This window comes from Roseibium sp. R5 (assembly GCF_055755305.1).
Genome location: NZ_CM146910.1, coordinates 4,909,381 through 4,931,909 on the forward strand (window position 1 = coordinate 4,909,381; position 22,529 = coordinate 4,931,909).

The window sequence follows — 22,529 nt, forward strand, 5'->3', positions numbered from 1 at the left end:
AGACCTTCACGTTTCCTTACGCGCGTCAGCGCCCATCATGGCAAGAGCGCCAAGTCGCTCACCGCGATGAAATGCGGATTGCACAGATCGTCTTTAGTCGCGCCCTCGGCAAGCCTGTAAACGAAGTCCCCACCGGTTTCTGCAAGCACCACATGGCCGCCGGCAGCCCGTACCACCGCATCGCCGGCCGCAATGTCCCACTGCATGGTCGGTGCCATTCGCGGATAGAGATCCGCCCGTCCCGCAGCAACCCAGCACAGCTTCAACGACGAGCCGACACAGACCTTCTCGGCAACATTCAGCTTTGCGATCAGCACTTCGGTTTCTTCAGACAAATGCGAGCGGCTTGCCAGAACACTCAAGCCCGCTTCCGGCGGCTTTCGAACAGAGATTTTTCCAACATCAGCGATTTGACCACCTGAAACCTGCCCCTGAAAGGCACCCAGCGCTTCGCCACCCGGCAAGGTGCCGCCCCAGTAGATCTCCTTCAGCGCGGGCGCGTAGACAACGCCAAAAATCGGCGTTCCCTCATCGATCAGCGCGATATTGACCGTGAACTCACCGTTGCGCTTTACGAATTCCTTGGTGCCATCCAGAGGATCAACAAGGAAATACCGAGCACCGCCCTCCGGCAGCTGCCCGGCTTCGACGGATTCTTCGGCCACCACAGGCACATCCGGAAAGTGTTTTGCGAGGCCATTTAGGATGACGTCTTCTGCCGCCTGATCGGCGACGGTGACCGGGGACCCGTCCCCCTTGACCGATGCGCTGAAGTCTTCGGCATAGACCTTCAGGATCTCAGCCCCGGCAGCCACTGCCAAGTTCAAGAGTGATTCCACCTGGCCATCTGCCGTCCCGGTCATTTGTTTGAGTTCCCTCATCGTTGCGCCGTATTGAGTGAAAGATGGCGCTCTTGTGGAACAGCTTTGTCTCCGGCGCAAGGCCACAGATCCTCGCGACACGTTCTACAAGATCCCCACCTCGTTGCCCCCGCTAATGTCGTCCCGGACGCAGCAGAACGGAGAGCCGGGATCCGCTCGCTCCAAGAGACTTACCCGCGAAACTGATAGGTTGATCCTGGCCGAGATGAGAGTAGATCCCGGCTCAAATCCAGGGACGACAACAGGGAGAGCCGACAGACCTTTTGCGCATCCGGATACCGTCACCAAACAGTGACGTCGCTCGAAAGCGCAGCTGTCTCAGGGCGCCGTGGCGCCATGATGTGTGACTGCCGAGGTCACATTCGCGCCTGCTTATTTCAGCCATTTGATCCATGTCGTGGACCGCTTCCAAAGTGGGCTGGCAGACTGTCATAAATTGCAGTGCGGTTGGGATCAGCAATAGAGGGGCTTGAGGATCAATCGATGCACGAAATGTCGTTGTGCGAAAACATACTCGGGATCTTGCTAGACGAAGCGGCCAGCCAGAACTTCTCTAAGGTTGACCGAGTTTGCCTGGAAGTCGGCCCCCTGTCGGGAGTGGAGCCGGAGGCCTTGCGGTTCGGCTTTGACGTGGTGACCCGTGGCAGCCTTGCGGACGGTGCGCAGCTGGACATCTTCGAGCCGCAAGCAACCGCGACTTGCGCTGCGTGCGGCACGACCGCTGTCATTCAAGACCGTTTCGATCCCTGCCCGTCCTGCGGCTCGCATCTGCTCAAGATCAAGACCGGGGAAGAACTGCGGATCAAGGAACTGGAGGTCTCGTAATGTGTACGGTTTGCGGCTGCGGGAGCGGTGAAACCCGGATCGGAGACGGCGAGAAACAAACACATGGGCATCATGCTCACCATCACCATCACTATGGCGCGGGCGATGCCGGAGCCTCGGTCCCCGGCATGAGCCAGTCCCGCCTGATCCAGCTGGAACAGGATATCCTGTCCAAGAACAACAGCTACGCGGACGCCAATCGCCGGCACCTTGCAGAGCGCGGTATATTTGCACTCAATCTGGTTTCCAGCCCCGGCTCGGGCAAGACCTCGCTTCTGGTGGAGACGCTCAAGAGACTCGGCAAGACCCGCGCCTGCTATGTGATCGAAGGCGACCAGCAAACCACCAATGATGCCGACCGGATCCGCGAAACCGGCGTCCCCGCCCTTCAGATCAACACCGGCAAGGGCTGTCACCTGGATGGTCACATGATCGGTCATGCGCTGGAGCGGCTTACTCCGCAAGACGGCGCATATGTCTTTATTGAAAACGTCGGAAACCTTGTCTGCCCGGCGGCCTTCGATCTTGGCGAGGCCCACAAGGTCGCGATCCTGTCGGTGACCGAGGGCGAGGACAAACCGCTGAAATATCCGGACATGTTTGCCGCAGCCGACGTCATGCTGCTGAACAAGACGGACCTCCTGCCCTACGTCGATTTCGATGTCGAAATCGCCACGGCAAACGCTCGGAAAATCAATCCGGAGATCAATGTGCTCACGGTCTCCGCACGGTCCGGAGACGGTCTTGAGGACTGGATCGACTGGATCGGCACCGCCCGCGCAAAGCTTTTCGCCGGATCCGCCGCAACAGATGCTGCGGAATAGGAGCCGCCCATGTGTCTCGCAATCCCTGCCAAGATCACGGAACTTGACGGCGACGACATGGCCGTCGTTGCGCTGGAAGGCATCAAGAAACGGATTTCGACCGCGCTGGTCGAGGATCTCGCCGTTGGCGACTACGTTCTGGTTCATGTCGGCTATGCGCTTCACAAGGTCAGCCCGGACGAAGCGGCCCGCACGCTTCAGCTGATGGCCGAGGCCGGTGTGCTTCAGGACGAACTCGACGAGATGACAGGAGCGGACCAGTGAAATACGTCTCCGAATTCCGCGACAAGGATCTCGCGAAATCCGTTTCCGCTGCCATCCGGCGCGAGGCTGATCCGGGCCGGACCTACAATTTCATGGAGTTTTGCGGCGGGCACACCCATGCAATCTTCCGCTATGGCGTTCAGGACCTGATGCCGGACAACGTGGCTTATGTGCATGGCCCCGGCTGCCCGGTGTGCGTGCTACCCGTGCGCCGGCTGGACGATGCCGTGGAAATCGCCGAGCGGCACAATGCGATCTTGTGCACCTATGGCGACATGATGCGGGTGCCGGGCACGAAACAGCGCAGCCTAATCCGCGCCAAGGCAGACGGTGCGGACATTCGCATGGTCTATTCCACGCTGGATGCCCTGAAGATTGCCCGCGACAATCCGGACCGTGAAGTCGTCTTCTTTGCCATCGGCTTTGAAACCACGACACCGCCGACCGCCGTTGCGATCAAACAGGCCCAAAAGGAAGACCTCACCAATTTCTCCGTCTTCTGCAATCACGTTCTGACGCCCCCCGCGATTGCCCATATCCTGCAGTCGCCCGATGTTCAGGACCTTGGCACCGTGGAGATTGACGGGTTCCTGGGCCCCTCCCATGTCAGCTCGGTGATCGGATCAAAGCCCTATGAGCCCGCCGCGGAGATTTTCGGCAAACCGGTGGTGATCGCGGGCTTTGAACCCCTGGACGTGATGCAATCGACCCTGATGCTGATCCGCCAGATCAATGAGGGCCGCTTCGAGGTTGAAAACGAATACACGCGCGTCGTGACCCGTGAGGGCAATCTCAAGGCTCAGGCGCTGGTCGAAGAGGTGTTTGACATCCGCGACGCGTTCGAATGGCGCGGGCTCGGCACAGTTGCCAAGAGCGCCTTGAAGATCCGGGAGGCCTTTGCCGCCTTCGATGCCGAACAGCGGTTCGACATCTCGCCCAAACAGTCGCGCGAAGTGAAGTCCTGCGAGTGTCCCGCCATCTTGCGCGGCGTGAAAAAACCGACCGACTGCAAGCTCTTCGGCACGGTCTGCACGCCTGACACGCCGATGGGGTCCTGCATGGTGTCGTCGGAAGGCGCCTGCGCGGCCTACTGGACCTATGGCCGTTTCCGCACCAAGACGGCCAGGCCGCAAAAAGAGGCCGCGGCATGAATATTCAGGATCCGAAATTGTCCACGCGCGCCGGTAGCATCGACATGGCCCATGGCGGCGGCGGCCGGGCAACGGCAGAGCTGATCGCCGATCTCTTTCAACGCCATCTGACCAATCCGATCCTGGATCAGGGCAATGACTCGGCCTTGCTGCCACCGGCAGCAGGGCGACTTGTCATGTCGACGGACGGTCATGTCATCTCGCCGATCTTCTTCCCGGGCGGCGACATCGGGTCGCTCGCCGTTCATGGCACCTTGAATGACGTCGCCATGGCGGGTGCCAAACCACTTTATCTCACCGCCGGTTTCATTCTCGAAGAAGGCTTTCCGCTCGCCGATTTGGAACGGATCGTTATCTCCATGGCGCAGGCCGCAGAGGCGGCGGGCGTTCCGATCGTCACCGGAGACACCAAGGTCGTCGAAAAGGGCAAGGGCGACGGGGTTTTCATCACCACGACCGGCCTGGGGGTTGTGCCGGACGGCGTTCATATCTCGGTCGAGCGCGCGAAGCCCGACCAGGCGATCCTCCTGTCCGGCAACATCGGCGATCACGGTGTTGCCATCCTCTCCAAGCGGGAAAATCTTGAATTCGAAACGGAAATCCGCTCCGACAGCGCCGCGCTGCACACGCTTGTCTCGGATATGATTTCGGCAGCACCCGGGATCGCGGTTCTGCGCGATCCGACCCGTGGCGGTTTGGCGGCCACCTTGAACGAGATCGCCCGCACCGCCAAGGTCGGCATCCATCTGAGAGAAGACGCTATCCCGATAAAGCCGGATGTGAGGGCTGCGTGCGAGCTGCTCGGGCTTGATCCGCTTTATGTCGCCAATGAGGGCAAGCTGGTGTGTTTTTGCGAGCCTGGCGATGCTGATGCGGTGCTGACGGCCATGAGAGCACATCCCCTTGGCCGGGATGCGGCCTTGATCGGAACGGTCACCGAGGACGATGCCCATCTGGTGGAGATGGAAACGGAAATCGGCGGCGTGCGTGTGGTCGATTGGCTTGCGGGCGAACAGCTGCCCCGGATCTGCTGACAGGCCGGCTGATGACCGTGACCGCAACACATGTCCGGATCAAAGGCCTTGTGCAGGGCGTCGGCTTCCGGCCCTTCGTCTGGCATCTGGCACGGGAAGAAGGCCTAACCGGTCATGTTCTCAATGATGCGGACGGTGTGCTCGCGGAAATCTTCGGTGCAGCTGACCGGCAACAACGGTTTTTGCACCGGCTCCGATGCGAAGCGCCGCCGCTCTCTGAAATTGTGAGCGTCGAAACAGCAGTTCTTGCTGGGCCCTTTGGGCCGCCACCGCAAGACTTTCAGATTGTCGGGAGCGTTGAAGGTCCTGCCACCACCGGTATTGTCCCGGATGCTGCCACCTGCCCTGCATGCCTTGCCGACATCTTTGATCCGGCCAACCGGCGCCACGGCTATGCCTTTACCAACTGCACCCATTGCGGGCCGCGTCTCTCCATCGTGACATCCATTCCCTATGACCGGGCCAGCACCTCGATGGCCGCTTTCAAAATGTGCCCGGAATGCCAGAGCGAATATGACAATCCGGCGGACCGGCGGTTCCATGCGCAGCCCAATGCCTGCCCGGCCTGCGGCCCGCAGCTTTGGGCCGAAGCCGAAGGAATGCAGATTGAAACAACCGACCCGATCCGCTGGGCAGCATCGCGGCTGTCGGCAGGTGAGCTCATTGCCCTGAAAGGGCTTGGCGGCTTTCATCTGGCCGTCGATGCCACGAATGATGCGGCAGTTGCCCGGCTTCGGGAGAAGAAAAAACGGCCGCACAAGCCGCTTGCGGTGATGGTGTGCGATTTGGAGCAGGCACGGACAATCTGCCAAGTCAGCGATAGGGAAGCGGCGCTGTTGGAGGACCGCAGTGCCCCCATTGTCTTACTGAGGTTGCGAGCTCCGTCCGGCGGGACGCCTGACCTTTCCGGACACCTTGCACCGGGCCTTGATCAATGCGGCCTCATGCTGCCGGCAACGCCGCTGCACCGTCTCCTGATGGCAGCGGTTCCGGGCCCGCTTGTCATGACCTCCGGCAACCGCTCGGAAGATCCGCAAGTCACGACCAACGAGGATGCGAGGCGCAATCTTGGACGGATTGCTGACGGGTTCCTCATGCATGACCGGGAGATCGTCAACCGGCTGGATGACAGTGTGATGCGGGCAGATCGAGGCGGGCCGGTGATCCTGCGCCGGGCAAGAGGCCATGCCCCTGTGCCACTGGCGCTGAACAACGGTTTTCAAACATGCCTTTCGGTGCTTGCAATGGGCGGTGAACTCAAATCAACGTTCTGCCAGCTGAGGCAGGCAAGCGCCGTCGTATCCCAGCACATGGGCGATCTGGAGAGCAGACCGGTTCTTGAAGACTATCAAAGGACCCTCTCCCTCTACCGGCACCTTTACGATTTTGAACCGGACCGCATCGCGGTCGATCTCCATCCCGATTATGTCTCAACACAAGCCGGACGGCGGCTGGCGGCGGACCAGCTCATTCCGCTGATCGAGGTCCAGCATCATCATGCGCATCTTGCCGCCTGCATGGCTGAACACGGCCTGCCCCCGGGCAGCGACCCAGTGCTTGGCATTGTCCTGGACGGCTCCGGTCTTGGCAGCGATGGCACGATCTGGGGCGGAGAGTTTCTTATTGGCGGTTATGAGGACTTTGAACGGGCAGGCTATTTCCTGCCTGTTGCATTGCTCGGAGGCGCGGCCGCCGTCCGCGAGCCCTGGCGCAATCTCTTTGCGCATCTGCGGGCCGCCTTGGGAACGGACTGGATCCATTCGAGCGCAAGTTCCTCCCTCAGCCACTTTTTCAACAGCAAGAATCTCAGCGTAATCGACAAGATGATCGACAGCGGCCTCAACACGCCAATGGCCTCTTCCGCCGGACGGCTCTTCGACGCCGTTGCCGCGGCCCTTGGGATATGCGCCATGCGCCAATCCTATGAAGGCCAGACAGGCGTATTATTGGAAGCTCTCGCCCGGCCTTATCTGCAAGGCGCAACCGCCTATCCGGTCAACATTTCGAACGGCATGCCGGGGATCTTGTCCTGGGAGGTGATGTGGGACGATTTGTTGAGCGACCTGGGGCGCGGAACCGCTCCCGGTCTGATCGCAGCCCGGTTTCATCTGGGGCTCATCAAGGCAATCAGCACCCTTGCAACGCGTCTTGCTGGGGACCGGAATATCAGGACAATCGCGCTCTCGGGCGGCGTCATGCAAAACGCGATCCTTGCCGACGGGCTGTTCGCACAGCTTATGGCACACGGGTTCGAGGTTCTGGTTCCCGGAAGACTGCCCGCCAACGATGGTGGGCTGTCGCTTGGTCAGGCGGCGATCGCGGCGGTGACATAATCTCAAGCCGCGCTACACTCAATCACGCCGCAGCGCCAAACCGGCGGGACAATTCCGCGATATGGGAAGGGCTGACCTCACAACACCCGCCGACGATCGTGGCTCCGAGATCAATCCAGTCTGCCACGTGACCCGCATAGACCTCAGGTGTCAAATCAGTGCGCGCGGCAAGCTTGGAAACGCTGCTGCCCTTCTTGAGAAACTCCGGTTTGATGGCCGTAAACCCGTTGGCATAGGCACCGGTTTTCAGGCCCGACTGTCCGAGAACGGCCATGCCCATGGTCACCGCCTCCGGCACCGAACAATTGATCAAGACCGCCTCTGGTCCGAGTTCCTTAACAACGTTCACTACTTCTTGCAGCGGCTCACCGGACCGAAGGACACCCCCGTCCTGATCATCGACGGTCAAAGCGATCCAGACCGGTTTGTCGTGCCTGAGGGCAGCGGTCAGGGAGGCGCGCGCCTGTTCGATAGAGGCGATTGTCTCGATAAGGAAGACGTCGACATAATCCTTCTGAACCCGGCAGATTTCATCATAGAGATTGATAGATTGGTCTTCCGGAGGCGCCCCGTCATGGCTGTACGACCAACCAAGCGGACCAAGACAACCGGCCACAAGTCCGCTGCCATGCGCATCCCGCGACTGACAGGCAAGGTCGCAGGCAAGGTGATGCAGCCGCTCGAACTGATCATCCAGACCATTGGGCCGCAGCCGGTCGTGGTGAAGCGTGTAACTGTTGACAGTCGCCACATGTGCACCGGCAGCGAAGAAGTCGTCATGAATGGCGCGGACAAGATCCGGCCGTTCCATCATGAGTTCGCAGGACCAAAGCCCGCTCGGCACCCGCCCGCTGCGGTGAACCAGTTCCTGCCCCATGCCGCCGTCCAGGATCGTGATGTTGCTCATTCTTGTCCGTTTCCAAAATGCCTTGGCTGAAAACCTGCATTTTTCGGGTTCTGTTGTTCGTCGTTCGAATGCACGTGCGGCAAAATCGATTTGGGCGAAGTAACTCCCAGCCTAGCTACAGGCGAAGTCTTACGCAGTCAGACATGGATTGGATCGGTATTATCAGCTTCTACTGCTGAAAGGTCACCCCCGGCTCAAGGCACCCTACAAGCCAAATATTTAGAAGCGGTACCCGCTCCAAAGAGCAAGAGGTTTGGGGTTCGGATCACACGTTAACGACAAGAGCGCAATTGGTTTGCAAATCCACTTATCGACTCCTTCTTCCTCACTCCTTTTTGCTCGATAACGATTTGATCAAGAGTGTCAAAATCGGGGTCAGCAGAGCTGTAATTGCACCGTCCAGCGGATTCTTTGAAAATGAGACGAGGTTCGCTTTAAGGGCATAGAGTTCGCTCCGCAACTCCTCGAATTCGTCCTGAATATCTTCGGCCTTGGCCTCGAGCTCCTCTAGCCCGGAATCCCGTACTTCCCGCGCCAGGTCGAGCTCTGGGCCCGTGGTGAGCCGGGATCCCCAGACCATAAGAAGAGCTGCGATCAAGAAATCGGCTATCGCCACACCCAGAGCCGCATAGACCGGTCCCCAAATCTCCGCCAGAGCGAAAAAGCCTGCTACATTGAGCATTCCGAGACCAAAAACAAAGATCAGGCCGGCAAAGGCCGTTGCTCCAATCTTCTTGGCTGCCACACCGAGTTTGGCTTCGATGATGAGCAGTTCCGCGCGCCAGATGATGCGCATCGTCCTTACTATGCTATCCATGGATACCTCCTAACGGCGAAGCAGCGCACCAACAACAATTCCTAAGGCGAAGGCGCCAAGAACCATTGTGACAGGTCGTTCCCGGATTTCACTCTCAGCGTCGTCCACCAGACCAGATAGTTTATCTGCCAAGTCATCGAGATCGCTTTTGGCGATCGAACTCTCCCAGGCAGGAGCGGCATCCGTCTGTGTGTCGCCGGCGTCCGGTACATCTGTTTGCGTTTCAAGCTTCGCCTTGGCAGCCGATGTTCGATCACGCCGACGCCGGGACCGTCTTCCACCGGTATCAGACTTCAGCTGCAAAATCTCTTTTTGAAGATCACTCGAGGTACCCATGGAGCCAATTCCTTGAGACAGGAGTTCAATGCTAGCTTGTTGCCCTGACATATTAAAGACTTAGCGGAAGAATATTTGCCTTGTCCGGGTGTCGTGTTCGGTCCTAACCTGAAACCGGGAAATCACGGGTGGAGATCGATCCGGATGGAAAACACCACTACAGCACCGGACGGCGCTCCAAGCGAGAAACACCGGTTCCAACTGTTTCTCATCGGTCTGACAGCTTTGGCCATAGGCGCCGCGTTCCTGGGTCTTGTCTGGGACTACCTGGTCGCCCTTTTCATGGCCGCCATTTTCAGTGCGATGTCGGCGCCTCTTTACCGCTGGCTGTACCGGCATACTGGATCAAAAGCGGCCATTGCCGTCACCCTCACGCTTTTGGTCCTCACCGTCGGCGTTTTGATCCCGCTGATTTCCATCTTTGTTCTGGGCGCGGACCAAGCGGCGAGCGTTGCAAAGAGCATCAGTGACTGGGTGGAAACGCTCGACCTGGATGCCATCCAGAACCAGCTGCCAGCATGGATCCCCTTTAAGGTCGATTTTGCCGAACTCAGCAGAACCATTGCAACCAAAGTTGGCGAGGCGGCGGGCCAGATCGCGGATTTCTTTGTCGGTGCCCTCTCACAAGCCACCCGCGGGACGGTCGCGTTTTTTCTGCATCTCTTCATCATGATCTACGCAATGGTGTTCTTTCTGCCGCAGAACGCCAACATGATCCATCAGCTTCTTGCCCATACCGGGCTCCCGAGCGATGTCCAAAAAACCTTGAGCGATCGTGTGATCTCTATCAGCCGTGCCACGATCAAGGGCACCTTCCTGATCGGCGTTGCGCAAGGATTTCTCGGTGGGCTCGGTTTTTGGGCAGCCGGCCTTCCTGGCGCGGCGTTCTGGGGCTGTGTCATGGCCGTGCTGTCTGTCATACCCGGCATCGGCCCAACGCTTGTCCTCATTCCGGGTGTCATCGTGCTCGCGGTGAACGAGCAATATGTCGCGGCGATAGGGCTCGCGGCCTGGACCAGCCTGGCCGTGACGACCGTGGACAATCTGCTCCGCCCGCTTCTGGTGGGCCGAGATACCAAAATGCCGGATTTACTGGTTCTGGTCAGCACCTTCGGCGGCCTTGCCAGTTTTGGCGCGGTCGGTCTTGTGATCGGGCCGGTGATCGCCGGCCTTTTCATCACCATCTGGAGCGTTCTGGAAGAGTATCTTCAGGCTGGTGGGTTTGCCGACAAGCCTGCGATTGCAGATCTTGCAGAGGCCCCGCCCGATCCGCCGGAAAAGAGCATCGTGCCGGCTGAAATCCATGCACTGCGGGCAGAACTTGAAGAGCTCAAACGACAAAAACCTGAAAGACCCCTTTAAAAAAATTTCTTGAAGTCAGCAGATTGGACCCCGTCAATGTCGAATGCGCTTTCCAGGATCAAGGACCTCAAGGCCCGCATGCAGCAATCCATCATCGGCCAAGAGGGTGTGATTGACCGGTTGATCATTGGGCTGCTCGCAAACGGCAACCTGCTTGTTGAAGGCCTGCCGGGACTGGCAAAGACCCGAGCAATCAAGGCGATGGCGAAGAACCTGGAAGCCGACTTCAGCCGTATCCAATTTACGCCCGATCTCCTGCCCTCGGACGTCACCGGGACCGAGGTCTACCATCAGGCAGGAGGCGAAGGCACGTTTCGGTTCGAACAGGGTCCAATCTTCTCCAACATCGTCCTTGCCGACGAGATCAACCGCGCCCCGGCCAAGGTGCAGGCAGCACTTCTGGAGGCCATGGAAGAGCGGCAGGTGACGGTGTCCGGGACGACCCACAAGATGGAACCGCTGTTCATGGTGATGGCGACGCAAAACCCGGTGGAACAAGAGGGCACCTATCCCCTCCCCGAAGCCCAGATGGACCGGTTTCTGATGCATGTCTTGATCGGCTATCCGCCAGTCGAGGACGAGGTAAAGGTCATTGAGCTGGTCCGGGCCGAAGAGCAAAAGGCGCTGGCAGCATCCGCGAAAAACGCGAAAGATGCTCACGAACCCGCAAAAAGCGATGAAAATCCGGCGATACCTCAATCAGCCATCTTTGAAGCACGAGCCGAGATTTCCGGCATTCATGTCTCTGATGCGATTGCCAAATACATGGCTGATCTCGTCTATGCGACCCGAACACCGGGGGCCTATTCAGATGAACTCGGCCGCTGGATTGAAATTGGGGCGAGCCCAAGAGCGTCAATTGCCTTGGACAAATGCGGCCGTACGCATGCCTGGCTCAATGGGCGCGATTATGTCGACCCGCTTGATGTTCAGGCGATCGCACCGGATGTCTTCCGCCACCGTCTTACCCTGTCATTTGAGGCAGAAGGCGACGGCATCACTCCAGACAACGTGCTCGATGAGCTAATCAAGACCGTCGCTCTGACTTAAGGTGCTGAAAAAGGAGCCCGGAGATGAGCGACCACGCGGCCAGAACCCGGACAGGTTTGACAGCCAAGCCATCGAAACCGCCCGGCAAGGTGGACCCGCGCATTCATGTCACCCTCCCCCAACTCCGCGCCCTAGAAGGCCAGGCACGCGGTTTGCGCTTTCTGCCGCGTCAACCGGCCGCGAGCGTTTTCAATGGCCGCCATGCCTCCCGCTTGCGCGGCCGGGGGCTCAACTTCGAAGAACTGCGTGATTATCTGCCCGGTGATGATCCACGCACGATTGACTGGAAGGTCACCGCGCGCACCGGCAAGCCACATGTCCGGGTCTACAGCGAAGAGCGGGACAGCCCGGCCCTGATCCTTGTCGACCAGCGCATGTCCATGTTCTTCGGAACGCAACATGCCATGAAGTCGGTCATCGCAGCGGAAACGGCTGCGCTGGCGGCGTTTCGTATTCTCGACCAGGGTGATCGGGTTGGCGGGATCGTATTCGGAGATGAGTTTGCTGCAGAGATCAAACCGAAAGCCAACCGTCCTACACGCGACCGGTTCTTGACGGCAATTGCACGGGCAAATCAGCTTTTGCGGGCGGACGCCCCTGCCATCGGCACACCAATGTCCCTGAATACACCGCTGAGAACTGCCGCCCGGATCGCCCGCAGGAACCACCTTGTCATCGTGATTTCCGACTTCGATGGTGTGGACGAACAAACCGCGTCGCTGATCGGCCGGATCGCCAGCACCAATGACCTGATCTTATGTCCGGTGACCGATCCAATCGCCGGAGAGATCCCGGCCGGTCTCAAACTGGTTGTATCGGACGGGGAGCTCCAAGTCGAACTAGATACGGCCAGTGGAGAGATCCACAAACGCCTTGCCGATTTCTCCTCCGGCCGGCTTTCGGAAATCCTCAGCTGGCAAAAACGCTATGGTCTCCCAGTTCTGCCGTTGAGCGCTGGTGAAGACACGATCCCGCAGGTCCGACGGCTGACCGGGCTGACCTCTGTAGGCAGGCGGCCATTGCCATGACCGATACGTGGGACGGCCTAAATCTTACCGAACTGATCGATCTGCTGGAGCCAGTGCCTGATCCCGCGCCCGTTTCCATGTTGCCACAAACGGCCGGATGGCTTTGGCTGGGCGCAATTCTGCTTGTGATCATTGGAGTTGGCTGCTGGAGGTGTCTGCTCTGGCGCCGGAAGACGGCGTACCGCCGTGAGGCGCTGGCCGAACTCGCGTCCTGCCCAAACGATCCACAGCGGCTTGCCGAGCTGCTGCGCCGGACAGCCCTCTCAGCTTATGCGCGTCAGGACGTGGCCGCACTGCATGGCCCGGATTGGCTCACCTTTCTGGATCATGCGTATGGCGGAACTGACTTTTCGGACGGACCGGGAAAGGCCATCGCCGAAGCGCCTTACAAGAAAACCAGTAGTGGCGCCGATCTGAAGCCGTTGATCCGAATCTGGATCAAAAGACACACAGGTGCGGCAGCATGATCGAATTTGCCCACCCCTATGCCTTTTTTCTGCTGCCACTGCCGCTTGTTGTCTATCTGCTTGTGCCGCCCCACCAGGAACGCGTTTCAGCGTTGCGGTTTCCATTCTTCCGCCGGCTCGCGGCCGCGGTCGGCCAATCACCGAAAGCCGGTTCGGTGATTTTCAAACGCACGACACTGCAAAACCTTGCCGCCATCGCAATTTGGGGCCTTTTGATCACAGCGCTCGCAGCGCCCGAACGTGTCGGCGAGCCGATCATTCAGGAAAAGGCGGCCCGTGATGTCATGCTCGCGATCGATATCTCCGGCTCAATGGATCAGGTCGACTTTATCTCGCAAGACGGCGAACGCACGCAGCGCCTGGATGCGGTCAAACGGGTTGTCGGTGACTTCATTTCAGAACGCGATGGCGACCGGATCGCCCTGATCGTCTTTGGCGCCAAGGCCTTCGTCCAGGCGCCCTTTACCGAAGACCTTGCCTCCGTCCGTGCGCTTCTTGAGCAAACCGAAGTTGGCATGGCCGGGCCGCATACCGTGCTCGGAGATGCAATCGGCCTGTCGATCAAGACCTTTCAGGCGAGCGAAATTGACGACAGGCTGTTGATTCTGCTGAGCGATGGGGCTGATACCGGCAGCCGCATGACCCCGGTCAATGCGGCCGCGATTGCAGCGAAGGAAGGCATAGAAATCATTTCGATCGGCGTCGGCGATCCGGCAGGAACCGGCGATCAGCGGCTGGACGAACGTACCTTGAAAAGTATCTCGGATGCGGCAGGCGGAACCTACTACTTTACGGGAGATGAGAACGGCCTTGCTGAGACCTATGCCCGGATCGACGCTCAAAAGCCGCGGGAAGTGGAAACCCGCTCGTTCCGCCCGAGAGAACCGCTAGGGCATTTGCTTCTGATATTGGCTGCGCTACTCGGCATTGGCACGCTGGCACTCCTCCACACCCGTAAAACCCGGCGGAGGGCGGCATGACCACCGATCACGTCGCGGACATCCTGGCCGCCTTTCATTTCATCCGCCCCTTGTGGTTGTTGTTGCTGGCCCCCATCGCCGCGCTTTGGTGGCTGGTGCGCCGGGCAGCGGCGCAAGGGATCGACCTTCCCGATGTCATCGCCCCGCATCTGGCCACCGCCCTCACCGTCGGCAGTCAGGAACGCCAACGCCTGCGCCCGATCGATGGTGTTGCCCTGCTGCTAGCCCTCCTGGTTCTCTCCGCGGCCGGGCCGACGTGGTCGCGGATCGCAAACCCACTTGTCGCAGATACCGCACCGCTCGTCGTCGTCCTGAAGGTCTCCAAGTCGATGACGGCCACCGACATTCCGCCCAGCCGGCTGGAACGCGCGAAACACAAGGTGCTGGACCTCCTTGAAAAGCGTGCAGGCGCCAAAACCGCGCTTGTCGCCTATGCGGGGACCGCGCATCAAGTCGTCCCACCGACGGAAGATCCGGATGTGATCAAACCATTTCTGGAGGGGCTCGACCCGAGTGTCATGCCGCGGGACGGAGAATCCGCACGCGGCGCGCTCTCCTTGGCCGCCACTATCCTGGCCGCCCAGGAAGCGCCCGGGACGATCCTTTTCTTGCTCGACCGAATTACCGATGCAGACCTGTCGGCCTTCAACACGCATGCCGCTGAAGGCGGCGTTCCGGTCCTATTCTGGCTTGCCAGCCAGGACCCTGGCGCGGCCGATAAACTGAACCAGATTGCCGGGACAGCTGTTGTCGAGTTGACGGCGGATCGCAGCGATGTATCGACTGTCCAGCGCCGCATCACGGCGGCCTACCAGGCCGCGCTCTCACAGGATGAACGCCAGCAATGGCAGGACGAGGGGTGGATCTTTGCCCTGCCCGCTGCGGTTTTGTTGCTCTTTTGGTTCCGCCGGGGATGGACCATGCAATGGGCGGTGGTCTTGGTTGCGGCCAGTTTTGCATTTTCCGGCGTAGAGGCCCGTGCTGAGGGCTGGAAAGACTGGTTCTTCACCCCCGATCAGCAAGGGCAGATGGCCTTTGAAAACAAGGACTATCAAACAGCAGCAGACCTTTTTGAAGATCCATTATGGAAGGCGACCGCGCTCTACCGGGCCGGCAAATATGAAGAAGCAGCAGAGCTCTATGCCTGGCAGGACAGTACGGATGCAGCGATGGGCGAAGGTCTCTCACTGATCAAATCCCGCTCTTACCGGCCTGCCATTGCCGCCTTTGAAAAAGCCGTCGAACGGGATCCGGACAACAAGGCAGCTCAGTACAATCTCGAACTTGCGCGTTACATTCTTGACTATATTGAAACGACCCGCGAACAATCAGATACCGGAGAAGATAGCGGCATCGGCGCGGACGATGTTGTTTATGACAATGAGGCAGGGCGCGGCACAGACAGCCAGCAGCCACCGCAGAGCACATCAGAAACCATTCCGGAAACCGCCGACCAATGGATGCGCACGGTGGACACCAGCACAGGTGACTTCCTGAGATCCCGGTTTGCACTTGAAGCCGCACGGGGTCAAAAATGATCCGCGCCATCTTCGCCCTTTGGCTTTTTCTGATTTCCGCTGCCGTTCAGGCTCAGGAAACACAGCAGCCGATCGTCCGGACGACGCTTGAACAGGACACCGCAATCCCTGGCCAGCCGCTGATCTTCCGGATCACGATCCTGGTGCCGACCTGGATGCCGACGGCACCAGAGTTCCCGAGTTTCGAAGCGCAAAATGTCGTCGTCCGGCTCCCATCGCGCGCGTCAAGTCCAACCAGCGAACGGGTCAATGGCGACACCTGGTCCGGGGTTTCACGCGCCTACCGTCTTTATCCCATGGTGCCCGGAACCTTCCAAATCCCCGGAGGCCCGGTGACAATCACCTATGCGGATCCGGATACCCGCCAGCCAATCAAAGCGGAGGTTGACGTCGCGCCTTTTGCCATTGTTGGCGAGGCGCCAGATAGCGCCAGGGATCTGACGCCCTTTGTGGCCGCAATCGCCCTGACACTGACCCGGGAGGTCGACAGAACACCGGATGATCTGTCTGCCGGAGATGCACTGACCTTAACCACCACAATCAAGGTCACCGGGGTCGCTCCGATGTTTGTACCGCCGATTGGTGCTGGAGACCCGGTTGAGGGCCTCAGCTACTATCCCGCGTCCCCGGTCCTGAATGAGACCGAAAACCGGGGCCAGTTATCCGGCACCCGCACGGAAACAGTTACAATCGTCCCTGAAAACGCCGGCAACTATCGGATTCCTGAACAGAAACTCTCCTGGTACAACCTCACCAGCGAAAAGGTCGAAACGGTGAGCGTTCCAGCGATTGATCTGGCTGTGACTGGCCCGCCGGTGGCGGCAGAACCGAAATCAGAGGCATTGAACTGGCGATCCATGGCGTATTGGGCCGCTGCCGCGCTGCTGCTGATAGGTCTTTTCGTGTGGCTTTTGCGCAAGTTCGGCCCGAAAGCAGTGACCTTGTTCCATGGAGCAAAAGCAAAGTATGAGGCGACCGAATATCTTGCTTACCGGCACTTCAACAAGGCCATCGACGCCAAGGATTATTCGGCAGCGATCACAAGCGGACTTTTGTGGAAGCAGCGGTTAAAATCTTCGGAGATCCAACCTGACTGGGCACCCCTTGAGCATGGGTTTACAGCTTTGGGCAGTGCCCTTTATGGCAGTCAAAGCCAAGCCTCAAAAGCATCTGTCCATGATGTCTGGTCGCAGATCAAGACCTCTGCCGCCGGTGTCCGTCACCAAGCGAAAACGCAGGTCCGGCGTAAATCCAAAACGCCCCTACCACCCCTTAATCCTGTTGGGCGTTAGGAGTTTGGCCGCTTGGTCCCAGGGCGCAAATCATTGATGGTTTGCTTTCCTTGTAAGGTGATCTGCGATAGCCCGAGCTCATTCGTTGAATTTGTGCAAGCGAATTGAAAGTATTCAGGAAAGCAGTCATCCACAGCACGCAGCTGGAAGCGTTTTTTGGCGTATTGGTGTGGTGAGGGATTAAGCAAATGGAGGAGTGATGATACTCCAAATGCGCCCACATCGTCCCCAACCAATAGCCGGTTACCCCGGTTTTCGATTTTACAAATCGGCGCCGCCGGGCAGAAGTCAGAATCTCGAGAACAGCACACGGACGTGCTGCTTAAACTGGCGAAATCTTTGAAGGAAAAAGTGGTGCCCAGAGGCGGAATCGAACCACCGACACGCGGATTTTCAATCCGCTGCTCTACCAACTGAGCTATCTGGGCGTGCTTTGATGTGGCGGGAGGCATGCCCCGTCCGCCGAAAGCCCGGTCCTTATAGAAGCTCGTTTGATCGTTGTCCAGCACCCCGGCAAAGTTTTTTCACAACATGGGAAAATACCTGTCGGAAAACTGCGCGCCACTTCCTAAAACCAACGGAAAACCAAGACTTTCAGTTACTTAAGGATCGTTGCAAGCTTAGGGAAACGGCGGCCCGCTTTTGTAATATGCTGCATGAGGGCTGACTATTTGCCATAGTGAGCAGCCCCCGCCTGCAGGTGATAGAGACGCTTCTATCTGCAGCGGTCAGTTCATCTCCCCAGCAACGATGCCGCTCGCCGACCATGTACCGTCGACCGCATTGAAGTTGCCGATCACGCCGTCATAGTTGGATGACGGGCCGCCGACGATAGAGGTGTTGATGGAACCTGATCCGACACTGCCGACCAAGTTTCCGGAAAACTGGTTTCCGATTTCAACGGCGCGTTCGGTCAGATCCGCGCCAAATGTGCGGCCATCGAAATTGGCGATGTTGGCAGATCCGGTGCGGCGGGCGAAATCAACCGTCATCCGGAAGTCACCGGCCGCAAGATACTGCGCCCCATTGTTCACAACACTGCCGGCAGCATGCCCAACGTAGCTTGCGCTGCCACTGGTCGGCAGATCGGCGGCATTGGTCACGTCACCGGCAACCCAGGTCCCGAGATGAAACGCATCTTTCCGGCTGTTGGCACCGTCCAACACACCGCCCGTGTCGTCATAGGAGAGTTTTGTGCCCCAATAGCCCCACTCCAGAAAGGCACAGGTGCACTCTGTGGTTCCGGCCATGATCGCATCATCTGCAGTCCCGATCAGTGTGTTCGGCACGAAATAGGTGTTGGCATCCTGAGATGGATCCTGCTGCAGGATGTGCCCCGCATCACTGGCAAGGGCCGACGCGACATTGCTGACTGCCTGTTGCACACCTTCAAGTCCCTCATTCCGAGGCTCGGCTAGACCTGTGTAAGGTCCTGTGCCCCCTCCGCCACCGGTTGGGTATAGGTACGGATCAGGATTTGGATCCGGTCCTGGACCGGGAACGACAGGCTCCACCGTATCGACCGTGAGGTAGGTCTCTAAATGATTTGATGCGTCGCGTGCAGCATAGAGATCGTTGCCAATAAAGGTGGCGCGATCCGTGCCGGATCCGTCGCTGTTGGAGCCAAATCGCACGGTGTAAGCTGCAACATCCGGATCGAGGTCCTGACTGTCACGAACGGTCAAACTGCCGCCGAGCGAATACTCAGCACCATTGAATGTTACGGAAAGATCCGCAGCGCTCTCGCTGGCAAACACAACAGGGCCAACGCCTTGTCCCGAGAAGTTGACACTGCTCTCCAAAACGCCGGCGGCATAACCGGACAGTGTCCGATCACTGCGGGTCAAGATGGTGGCATCGACGGTGCCACTCAGCCGCGCAACATGAAGGCTCGACGAGACTGTCGCCGGTGCTGGAAAGATGTCAGGCTGACTGACATAGCTGTCGTCATAGGCATCATCGATACCGCCGTCTGCCAGGGCGTTGCCGAAAACAAAGCTTTGAGCATTGCTGCCAAAGAAGTGTCCATCATCCGGCCCGGCGATTGTTCCGACCGGACCGCTGTAAAGCCCGGCGCTCTGGCTGCTGGCAATCCGGTGGCCTCCGCGCCGATCTGTTTTCATCGAAAGGAGGCCACTGGCCTCATCCGCCGCAACATCTCCAACCGCCAATGAAATAAAAGACTTTTGGTTTTCACCAGTCCCGTCAATATGAAACGATCCGGCCAGATAATGAGCGCTCTCCAAGGTTACAGGGTCGCTTTCGATCATCAGCAACCCGGTCGAAGTGACATCTTTAAGGAAGCTCTCACCGAGTTCCGCGGCGGCCAGCGGATTGACGAAGAGCGCTTCGGTGATGAGTGGCGTGAAGGTTCTGCCATCCCCCGCCGTGCCAAGCGAAAAGGCCAAGGTCGGGTCGGTTGCAAGATCATAAATCCGGATGGACTGTGTTCCGCTTGCATCGCCGAAGCTTGAAAAATCAGTGCCCACTCCATGAATGCCGACCACCATACTCTCAATGTCGAATTTGGTGGTTCCACCGGGCGTAACGTTTGGCAGATGCGCAAAAGTGGCAAAGTCTTCGTGGTAATATTGCACGCCCCACGCATAGGAGGTGACGTTGCCTTCCGTTTCCGTGTCGACTGTCGGTGCCACCGGAATGAAGTCCGACTCACCCAGCTGAGCAACAACATCCTGATCCGTATAGGTCTGGGCATAGTAATATTGCCCGTCACCCTCGAAGGCGAACTGATAGATCTTGTTGCCTTCAACCTCCGCTTTATAGAGGGCTGTCGCAGTGCCGGACGTAACTTCTCCTACCGTGAAAGTGACCGGCATATCGGTGCCGCTGCTGCCACCAATCAGTCCTTGCGCACCTGGCGCCAAGACGGTGCGAGTTGTGTCCCAGGATGGTGTGAATTCAACGCCTGCAGTCAGGATCCGTGCTACGTCCGTTGTTTCGACAGTCTCCCCACCGGTGTCTCCCGTTCCGCCGGTCGTGTCTCCGCCGTCCCCACCACCTCCACCCCCGGTAGGGTCATTCCCGCCGATAATCTCATCGGCAAGCTGATTGATTGTGCGTTGCTGTGTGTTCTTTTGAACCTGCAGCAAATTGGGTTCTGCCCGCGCCGGCGATCTCGGCTGCACACTTCTAGGCTTGGGCACGGGCGCTGTGCGAATGTGGCCGAGACGTGAATTGATATTGGGAACACCAGATCGCGCGATTTGCCGCGCCGTCGGCGGCGTGCGTGTCCCCCCGGACTGACCAGATCTCGCAGTCAGGCCACTTTGTGCCGAAGCCAGATCGGAAGGCGTTGTCCGGCGTACACCTCCGCCCTGCCCGCCTGTTCCGACCTGCAGGGAATAACCGGCGGTGTAGATACGCCGGTTCGTTCCATCTGACCCGGTGAAGGTCAACTCATCGCCAAAGAGGAGCGAAAAGACCGGGTTGTCGCCATTCAAGTTGAGATTGGCCATGCCGCCGCGAATGCCAATCGTGCCAACCGGCGTCTTAACCGATACGCCGCCCTTCTGTTTGCTGACCTTTCCGCCGACAAACCGGACGACCCCCTTGCCGAAAGACGCGACAAGCTTTCCTGTTCCCGCATTTGGATCGTAAACAAACTCGTCGATCACAAGATCGGAGTTTGCCCCGACCGTGAAGGTGGACCCATCATTCAACAGCACCTGAACGAGGCCGGAGCCGGACGTTTCTATGCGCTCATTGTAGAGGACGTTGTCGCCGAGAAGCTTCACCTGGCGGACAGCACCGGGCGGCGTTCCGAATGCATCTGTATTGACGGCAGCCGCCGTTCCAACGGTTGTTGCTTGTACTGTTTCATTCAAGAACAACGACAAAAGCGCAGTCGCACCAACAGCGCCCCAACGCCTACGCACGGAAGGAGTGAATTTTGATGTCGGCATCATGCGCTTCCCTCCCTGTCAGAATGCTTTTCGCAGCGAAAACATTGCGGAGACGTTTGAGTAACTGCTGAGGTCATAGTTGGAGTTTTGCCTCCGGACCTCGCCGACGAGCCCCGCCGACACGTTGTATTTGAGCGGAACATTCAGCGCCGCGCGCAGCCATCCCTCATGGTCCCGTTGTTTGACGGCGGCATTCACCAACGGGTCAGGTTCGTCATAGGCGCGGTAAATGTATCCCGCTTCCAGATCAATCGACCATAGATGCGGCAGTTGTTTGACCGGGGACGCGAACTGGTAGGTTGCCCCCACCCCGCCTCCGGCTTCCCAGCTTTGTTGTGACTTGATGCGAGTTTCCTCAAAATCCGCGAGCGCAAGGACGCGCATCTGCAAGCCCTTGGTCAACTGGCGCGAGATCTTGGAGGCAAACTGCACGAAATATCCGTTCCGGTCGGACACCGTCGGGTACTCGGACGTGTCATTGAACCAACGCTGGCGCCACTCCAGCTTCGCATTGATTTCCGTTTGAATGTCCGGCCGGGCAACCAGCCGGGTTCCAACGCCCAGCGCGCCATTGTAGTTCGCGTGGTTCAGACGGACACCGGAAGCAACGCCGTAAATGCCAAGTTGCACATCATCAAAGTTGAAGCGCGCCATGTTGAAAGAGGGACCGAGAGTGATTTCTGCAAGACCAGTGTCGAGCCGCACCTGATCAGCAAATCGCGCGGCATAAAACACCACGTCAGTTTCGATGAGGTCTCCTTGTGTTCCAAGATCATAGGACCCGTAGGCGCGGCCAGCGACAAACGCATTGATATCAGCCTGACCCGTCGCGGTATCGTCGAGGATAAAGTCCCTGCCGTTCAAGGTGACGCGGCGCCCGCCAGGGGCGGCGTTGGCATTAGACTGATAGCGGGCACCAATGATGACATCCGCGCGGAACTGGGTGGGCTGCTGTTTCGACGCGATTGCGGACAGATATGTTTCGACCCGCTGCCGGACTTCTTCCGGCACATTCGGGGTCTCCAGCGTCGACTGAAAATAGTAGCGCGCCGTTTCAAACGACCCCAGCCGGTAATAGAGGACACCCAGTTCCAGCTTCACGCGCGGCAGGTCCGGCGCAAATATGAGCATGCGTTCAAAGGTGGAGATCGCAGCCTCGTAGTCGCCGACCATCACGGAAACCGTGGCATATTCAAAGGCGATATCGAGGTCCGCCGGGCGCTCAAGCATTTTTGCCAGAAGCACGGTTTGCCGCGCCAGCAATGCATCTGCAGACATTTCCGGCTGGCTGCTAATGTCGGCTTCCTGCGCCTCAGCAACAGCAGAGGAAAACAGAAGACCGGCCATTATCACCAGACAAAGTATCGTATCAGACGTCAAACGCATCCCTGGGAACCACGTTCTGGTTTTCCATCACCGATTTCAAATTCTAAACAGTACGTTACCACACGTATATGAGTCCGGACCACAAGTCCAATTAACCTGTTGAACGCAGCGGCACCTCACTCCCCGAACTC

Annotated in this window: 19 protein-coding genes and 1 tRNA gene; 13 read left to right on the forward strand and 7 right to left on the reverse strand. The window is 58.6% G+C overall.

Annotated features, from left to right (window positions below; translation table 11 throughout):
• Positions 1-35: 35 nt before the first annotated feature.
• Positions 36-863 carry a 3'(2'),5'-bisphosphate nucleotidase CysQ gene (gene cysQ / locus AC0J4F_RS23020; RefSeq protein WP_473024860.1) on the reverse strand — a complete coding sequence of 276 codons (828 nt, stop codon included), beginning with the start codon at positions 861-863 and terminating at the stop codon, positions 36-38.
• A 501-nt stretch (positions 864-1,364) separates the two neighbouring features.
• On the opposite strand from cysQ, the gene hypA reads away from it, so the two are divergent.
• From hypA to hypF, 6 genes are read left to right on the forward strand one after another with little or no spacing between them, the layout of a single operon-like run.
• A complete protein-coding gene (gene hypA, locus AC0J4F_RS23025) occupies positions 1,365-1,706 on the forward strand; it encodes a hydrogenase maturation nickel metallochaperone HypA (protein WP_447234688.1) in 342 nt (113 codons plus the stop codon).
• Positions 1,706-2,530, forward strand: coding sequence for a hydrogenase nickel incorporation protein HypB (hypB, locus tag AC0J4F_RS23030; RefSeq protein WP_473024861.1), 825 nt, complete (start codon positions 1,706-1,708; stop codon positions 2,528-2,530). The genes hypA and hypB overlap by 1 nt, the downstream gene beginning before the upstream one ends.
• Positions 2,531-2,539: 9 nt before the next feature.
• Positions 2,540-2,794, forward strand: a complete 255-nt coding sequence (locus AC0J4F_RS23035; RefSeq protein WP_008191248.1) for a HypC/HybG/HupF family hydrogenase formation chaperone — start codon at positions 2,540-2,542, stop codon at positions 2,792-2,794.
• The gene (gene hypD, locus AC0J4F_RS23040; protein ID WP_473024862.1) at positions 2,791-3,945 is read left to right on the forward strand and encodes a hydrogenase formation protein HypD; all 1,155 of its coding nucleotides are present in this window, start codon (positions 2,791-2,793) and stop codon (positions 3,943-3,945) included. Before AC0J4F_RS23035 ends, hypD begins: the two co-directional genes overlap by 4 nt.
• A complete protein-coding gene (hypE, locus tag AC0J4F_RS23045; RefSeq protein WP_473024863.1) occupies positions 3,942-4,979 on the forward strand; it encodes a hydrogenase expression/formation protein HypE in 1,038 nt (345 codons plus the stop codon). Before hypD ends, hypE begins: the two co-directional genes overlap by 4 nt.
• Before the next feature lie 11 nt (positions 4,980-4,990).
• On the forward strand, positions 4,991-7,312 hold the full coding sequence (gene hypF / locus AC0J4F_RS23050; protein ID WP_473024864.1) for a carbamoyltransferase HypF: 2,322 nt from the start codon (positions 4,991-4,993) through the stop codon (positions 7,310-7,312).
• A gap of 22 nt (positions 7,313-7,334) precedes the next feature.
• Here hypF and AC0J4F_RS23055 read toward each other — a convergent pair whose 3' ends face one another.
• The 3 genes from AC0J4F_RS23055 to AC0J4F_RS23065 all read right to left on the reverse strand — a co-directional run bounded on the left by AC0J4F_RS23055 (position 7,335) and on the right by AC0J4F_RS23065 (position 9,372).
• Positions 7,335-8,219: a homocysteine S-methyltransferase family protein gene (locus tag AC0J4F_RS23055; RefSeq protein ID WP_473024865.1), complete on the reverse strand. Its 885-nt coding sequence runs from the start codon at positions 8,217-8,219 to the stop codon at positions 7,335-7,337.
• A gap of 325 nt (positions 8,220-8,544) precedes the next feature.
• Positions 8,545-9,036, reverse strand: coding sequence for a phage holin family protein (locus AC0J4F_RS23060; protein ID WP_133953022.1), 492 nt, complete (start codon positions 9,034-9,036; stop codon positions 8,545-8,547).
• Positions 9,037-9,045: 9 nt separating this feature from the next.
• A complete protein-coding gene (locus AC0J4F_RS23065) occupies positions 9,046-9,372 on the reverse strand; it encodes a hypothetical protein (RefSeq protein WP_473024866.1) in 327 nt (108 codons plus the stop codon).
• Between the two features lie 144 nt (positions 9,373-9,516).
• Here AC0J4F_RS23065 and AC0J4F_RS23070 point away from each other — a divergent pair, with 144 nt between their 5' ends.
• Genes AC0J4F_RS23070 through AC0J4F_RS23100 form a run of 7 tightly spaced genes read left to right on the forward strand, consistent with a single transcriptional unit; the run spans position 9,517 to position 17,089 of the window.
• Entirely contained in the window at positions 9,517-10,734 is a 1,218-nt protein-coding gene (locus tag AC0J4F_RS23070; protein ID WP_473024867.1) for an AI-2E family transporter, read from the forward strand.
• Positions 10,735-10,770: 36 nt separating this feature from the next.
• Entirely contained in the window at positions 10,771-11,784 is a 1,014-nt protein-coding gene (locus tag AC0J4F_RS23075; protein WP_473024868.1) for an AAA family ATPase, read from the forward strand.
• A 23-nt stretch (positions 11,785-11,807) separates the two neighbouring features.
• Complete coding sequence (locus AC0J4F_RS23080) at positions 11,808-12,812, forward strand: DUF58 domain-containing protein (protein WP_473024869.1); 1,005 nt, start codon at positions 11,808-11,810, stop codon at positions 12,810-12,812.
• Positions 12,809-13,279 carry a DUF4381 domain-containing protein gene (locus AC0J4F_RS23085; RefSeq protein WP_473024870.1) on the forward strand — a complete coding sequence of 157 codons (471 nt, stop codon included), beginning with the start codon at positions 12,809-12,811 and terminating at the stop codon, positions 13,277-13,279. The genes AC0J4F_RS23080 and AC0J4F_RS23085 overlap by 4 nt, the downstream gene beginning before the upstream one ends.
• Positions 13,276-14,259, forward strand: a complete 984-nt coding sequence (locus AC0J4F_RS23090; protein ID WP_473024871.1) for a VWA domain-containing protein — start codon at positions 13,276-13,278, stop codon at positions 14,257-14,259. Before AC0J4F_RS23085 ends, AC0J4F_RS23090 begins: the two co-directional genes overlap by 4 nt.
• Positions 14,256-15,797 carry a VWA domain-containing protein gene (locus AC0J4F_RS23095; protein ID WP_473024872.1) on the forward strand — a complete coding sequence of 514 codons (1,542 nt, stop codon included), beginning with the start codon at positions 14,256-14,258 and terminating at the stop codon, positions 15,795-15,797. The genes AC0J4F_RS23090 and AC0J4F_RS23095 overlap by 4 nt, the downstream gene beginning before the upstream one ends.
• On the forward strand, positions 15,794-17,089 hold the full coding sequence (locus AC0J4F_RS23100; protein ID WP_473024873.1) for a BatD family protein: 1,296 nt from the start codon (positions 15,794-15,796) through the stop codon (positions 17,087-17,089). Before AC0J4F_RS23095 ends, AC0J4F_RS23100 begins: the two co-directional genes overlap by 4 nt.
• Positions 17,090-17,441: 352 nt before the next feature.
• Here the strand turns inward: AC0J4F_RS23100 and AC0J4F_RS23105 are convergent.
• The 3 genes from AC0J4F_RS23105 to AC0J4F_RS23115 all read right to left on the reverse strand — a co-directional run bounded on the left by AC0J4F_RS23105 (position 17,442) and on the right by AC0J4F_RS23115 (position 22,398).
• A tRNA-Phe gene (locus AC0J4F_RS23105) sits at positions 17,442-17,517 on the reverse strand.
• A 300-nt stretch (positions 17,518-17,817) separates the two neighbouring features.
• Positions 17,818-21,015 carry a FecR family protein gene (locus AC0J4F_RS23110; RefSeq protein ID WP_473024874.1) on the reverse strand — a complete coding sequence of 1,066 codons (3,198 nt, stop codon included), beginning with the start codon at positions 21,013-21,015 and terminating at the stop codon, positions 17,818-17,820.
• Between the two features lie 15 nt (positions 21,016-21,030).
• On the reverse strand, positions 21,031-22,398 hold the full coding sequence (locus AC0J4F_RS23115) for a tetratricopeptide repeat protein (RefSeq protein ID WP_133953031.1): 1,368 nt from the start codon (positions 22,396-22,398) through the stop codon (positions 21,031-21,033).
• Positions 22,399-22,529 lie beyond the last annotated feature (131 nt).

Coding starts and splice junctions, on each gene's coding strand:
- AC0J4F_RS23085 (WP_473024870.1), top strand. CDS start 12,809: ATGACCGATACGTGGGACGGCCTAAATCTTACCGAACTGATCGATCTG.
- AC0J4F_RS23080 (WP_473024869.1), top strand. CDS start 11,808: ATGAGCGACCACGCGGCCAGAACCCGGACAGGTTTGACAGCCAAGCCA.
- AC0J4F_RS23115 (WP_133953031.1), bottom strand. CDS start 22,398: ATGCGTTTGACGTCTGATACGATACTTTGTCTGGTGATAATGGCCGGT.
- AC0J4F_RS23060 (WP_133953022.1), bottom strand. CDS start 9,036: ATGGATAGCATAGTAAGGACGATGCGCATCATCTGGCGCGCGGAACTG.
- cysQ (WP_473024860.1), bottom strand. CDS start 863: ATGACCGGGACGGCAGATGGCCAGGTGGAATCACTCTTGAACTTGGCA.
- AC0J4F_RS23090 (WP_473024871.1), top strand. CDS start 13,276: ATGATCGAATTTGCCCACCCCTATGCCTTTTTTCTGCTGCCACTGCCG.
- AC0J4F_RS23075 (WP_473024868.1), top strand. CDS start 10,771: ATGTCGAATGCGCTTTCCAGGATCAAGGACCTCAAGGCCCGCATGCAG.
- AC0J4F_RS23055 (WP_473024865.1), bottom strand. CDS start 8,219: ATGAGCAACATCACGATCCTGGACGGCGGCATGGGGCAGGAACTGGTT.
- hypB (WP_473024861.1), top strand. CDS start 1,706: ATGTGTACGGTTTGCGGCTGCGGGAGCGGTGAAACCCGGATCGGAGAC.
- AC0J4F_RS23095 (WP_473024872.1), top strand. CDS start 14,256: ATGACCACCGATCACGTCGCGGACATCCTGGCCGCCTTTCATTTCATC.
- AC0J4F_RS23100 (WP_473024873.1), top strand. CDS start 15,794: ATGATCCGCGCCATCTTCGCCCTTTGGCTTTTTCTGATTTCCGCTGCC.
- AC0J4F_RS23065 (WP_473024866.1), bottom strand. CDS start 9,372: ATGGGTACCTCGAGTGATCTTCAAAAAGAGATTTTGCAGCTGAAGTCT.
- AC0J4F_RS23070 (WP_473024867.1), top strand. CDS start 9,517: ATGGAAAACACCACTACAGCACCGGACGGCGCTCCAAGCGAGAAACAC.
- hypE (WP_473024863.1), top strand. CDS start 3,942: ATGAATATTCAGGATCCGAAATTGTCCACGCGCGCCGGTAGCATCGAC.
- hypF (WP_473024864.1), top strand. CDS start 4,991: ATGACCGTGACCGCAACACATGTCCGGATCAAAGGCCTTGTGCAGGGC.
- hypA (WP_447234688.1), top strand. CDS start 1,365: ATGCACGAAATGTCGTTGTGCGAAAACATACTCGGGATCTTGCTAGAC.
- AC0J4F_RS23110 (WP_473024874.1), bottom strand. CDS start 21,015: ATGATGCCGACATCAAAATTCACTCCTTCCGTGCGTAGGCGTTGGGGC.
- AC0J4F_RS23035 (WP_008191248.1), top strand. CDS start 2,540: ATGTGTCTCGCAATCCCTGCCAAGATCACGGAACTTGACGGCGACGAC.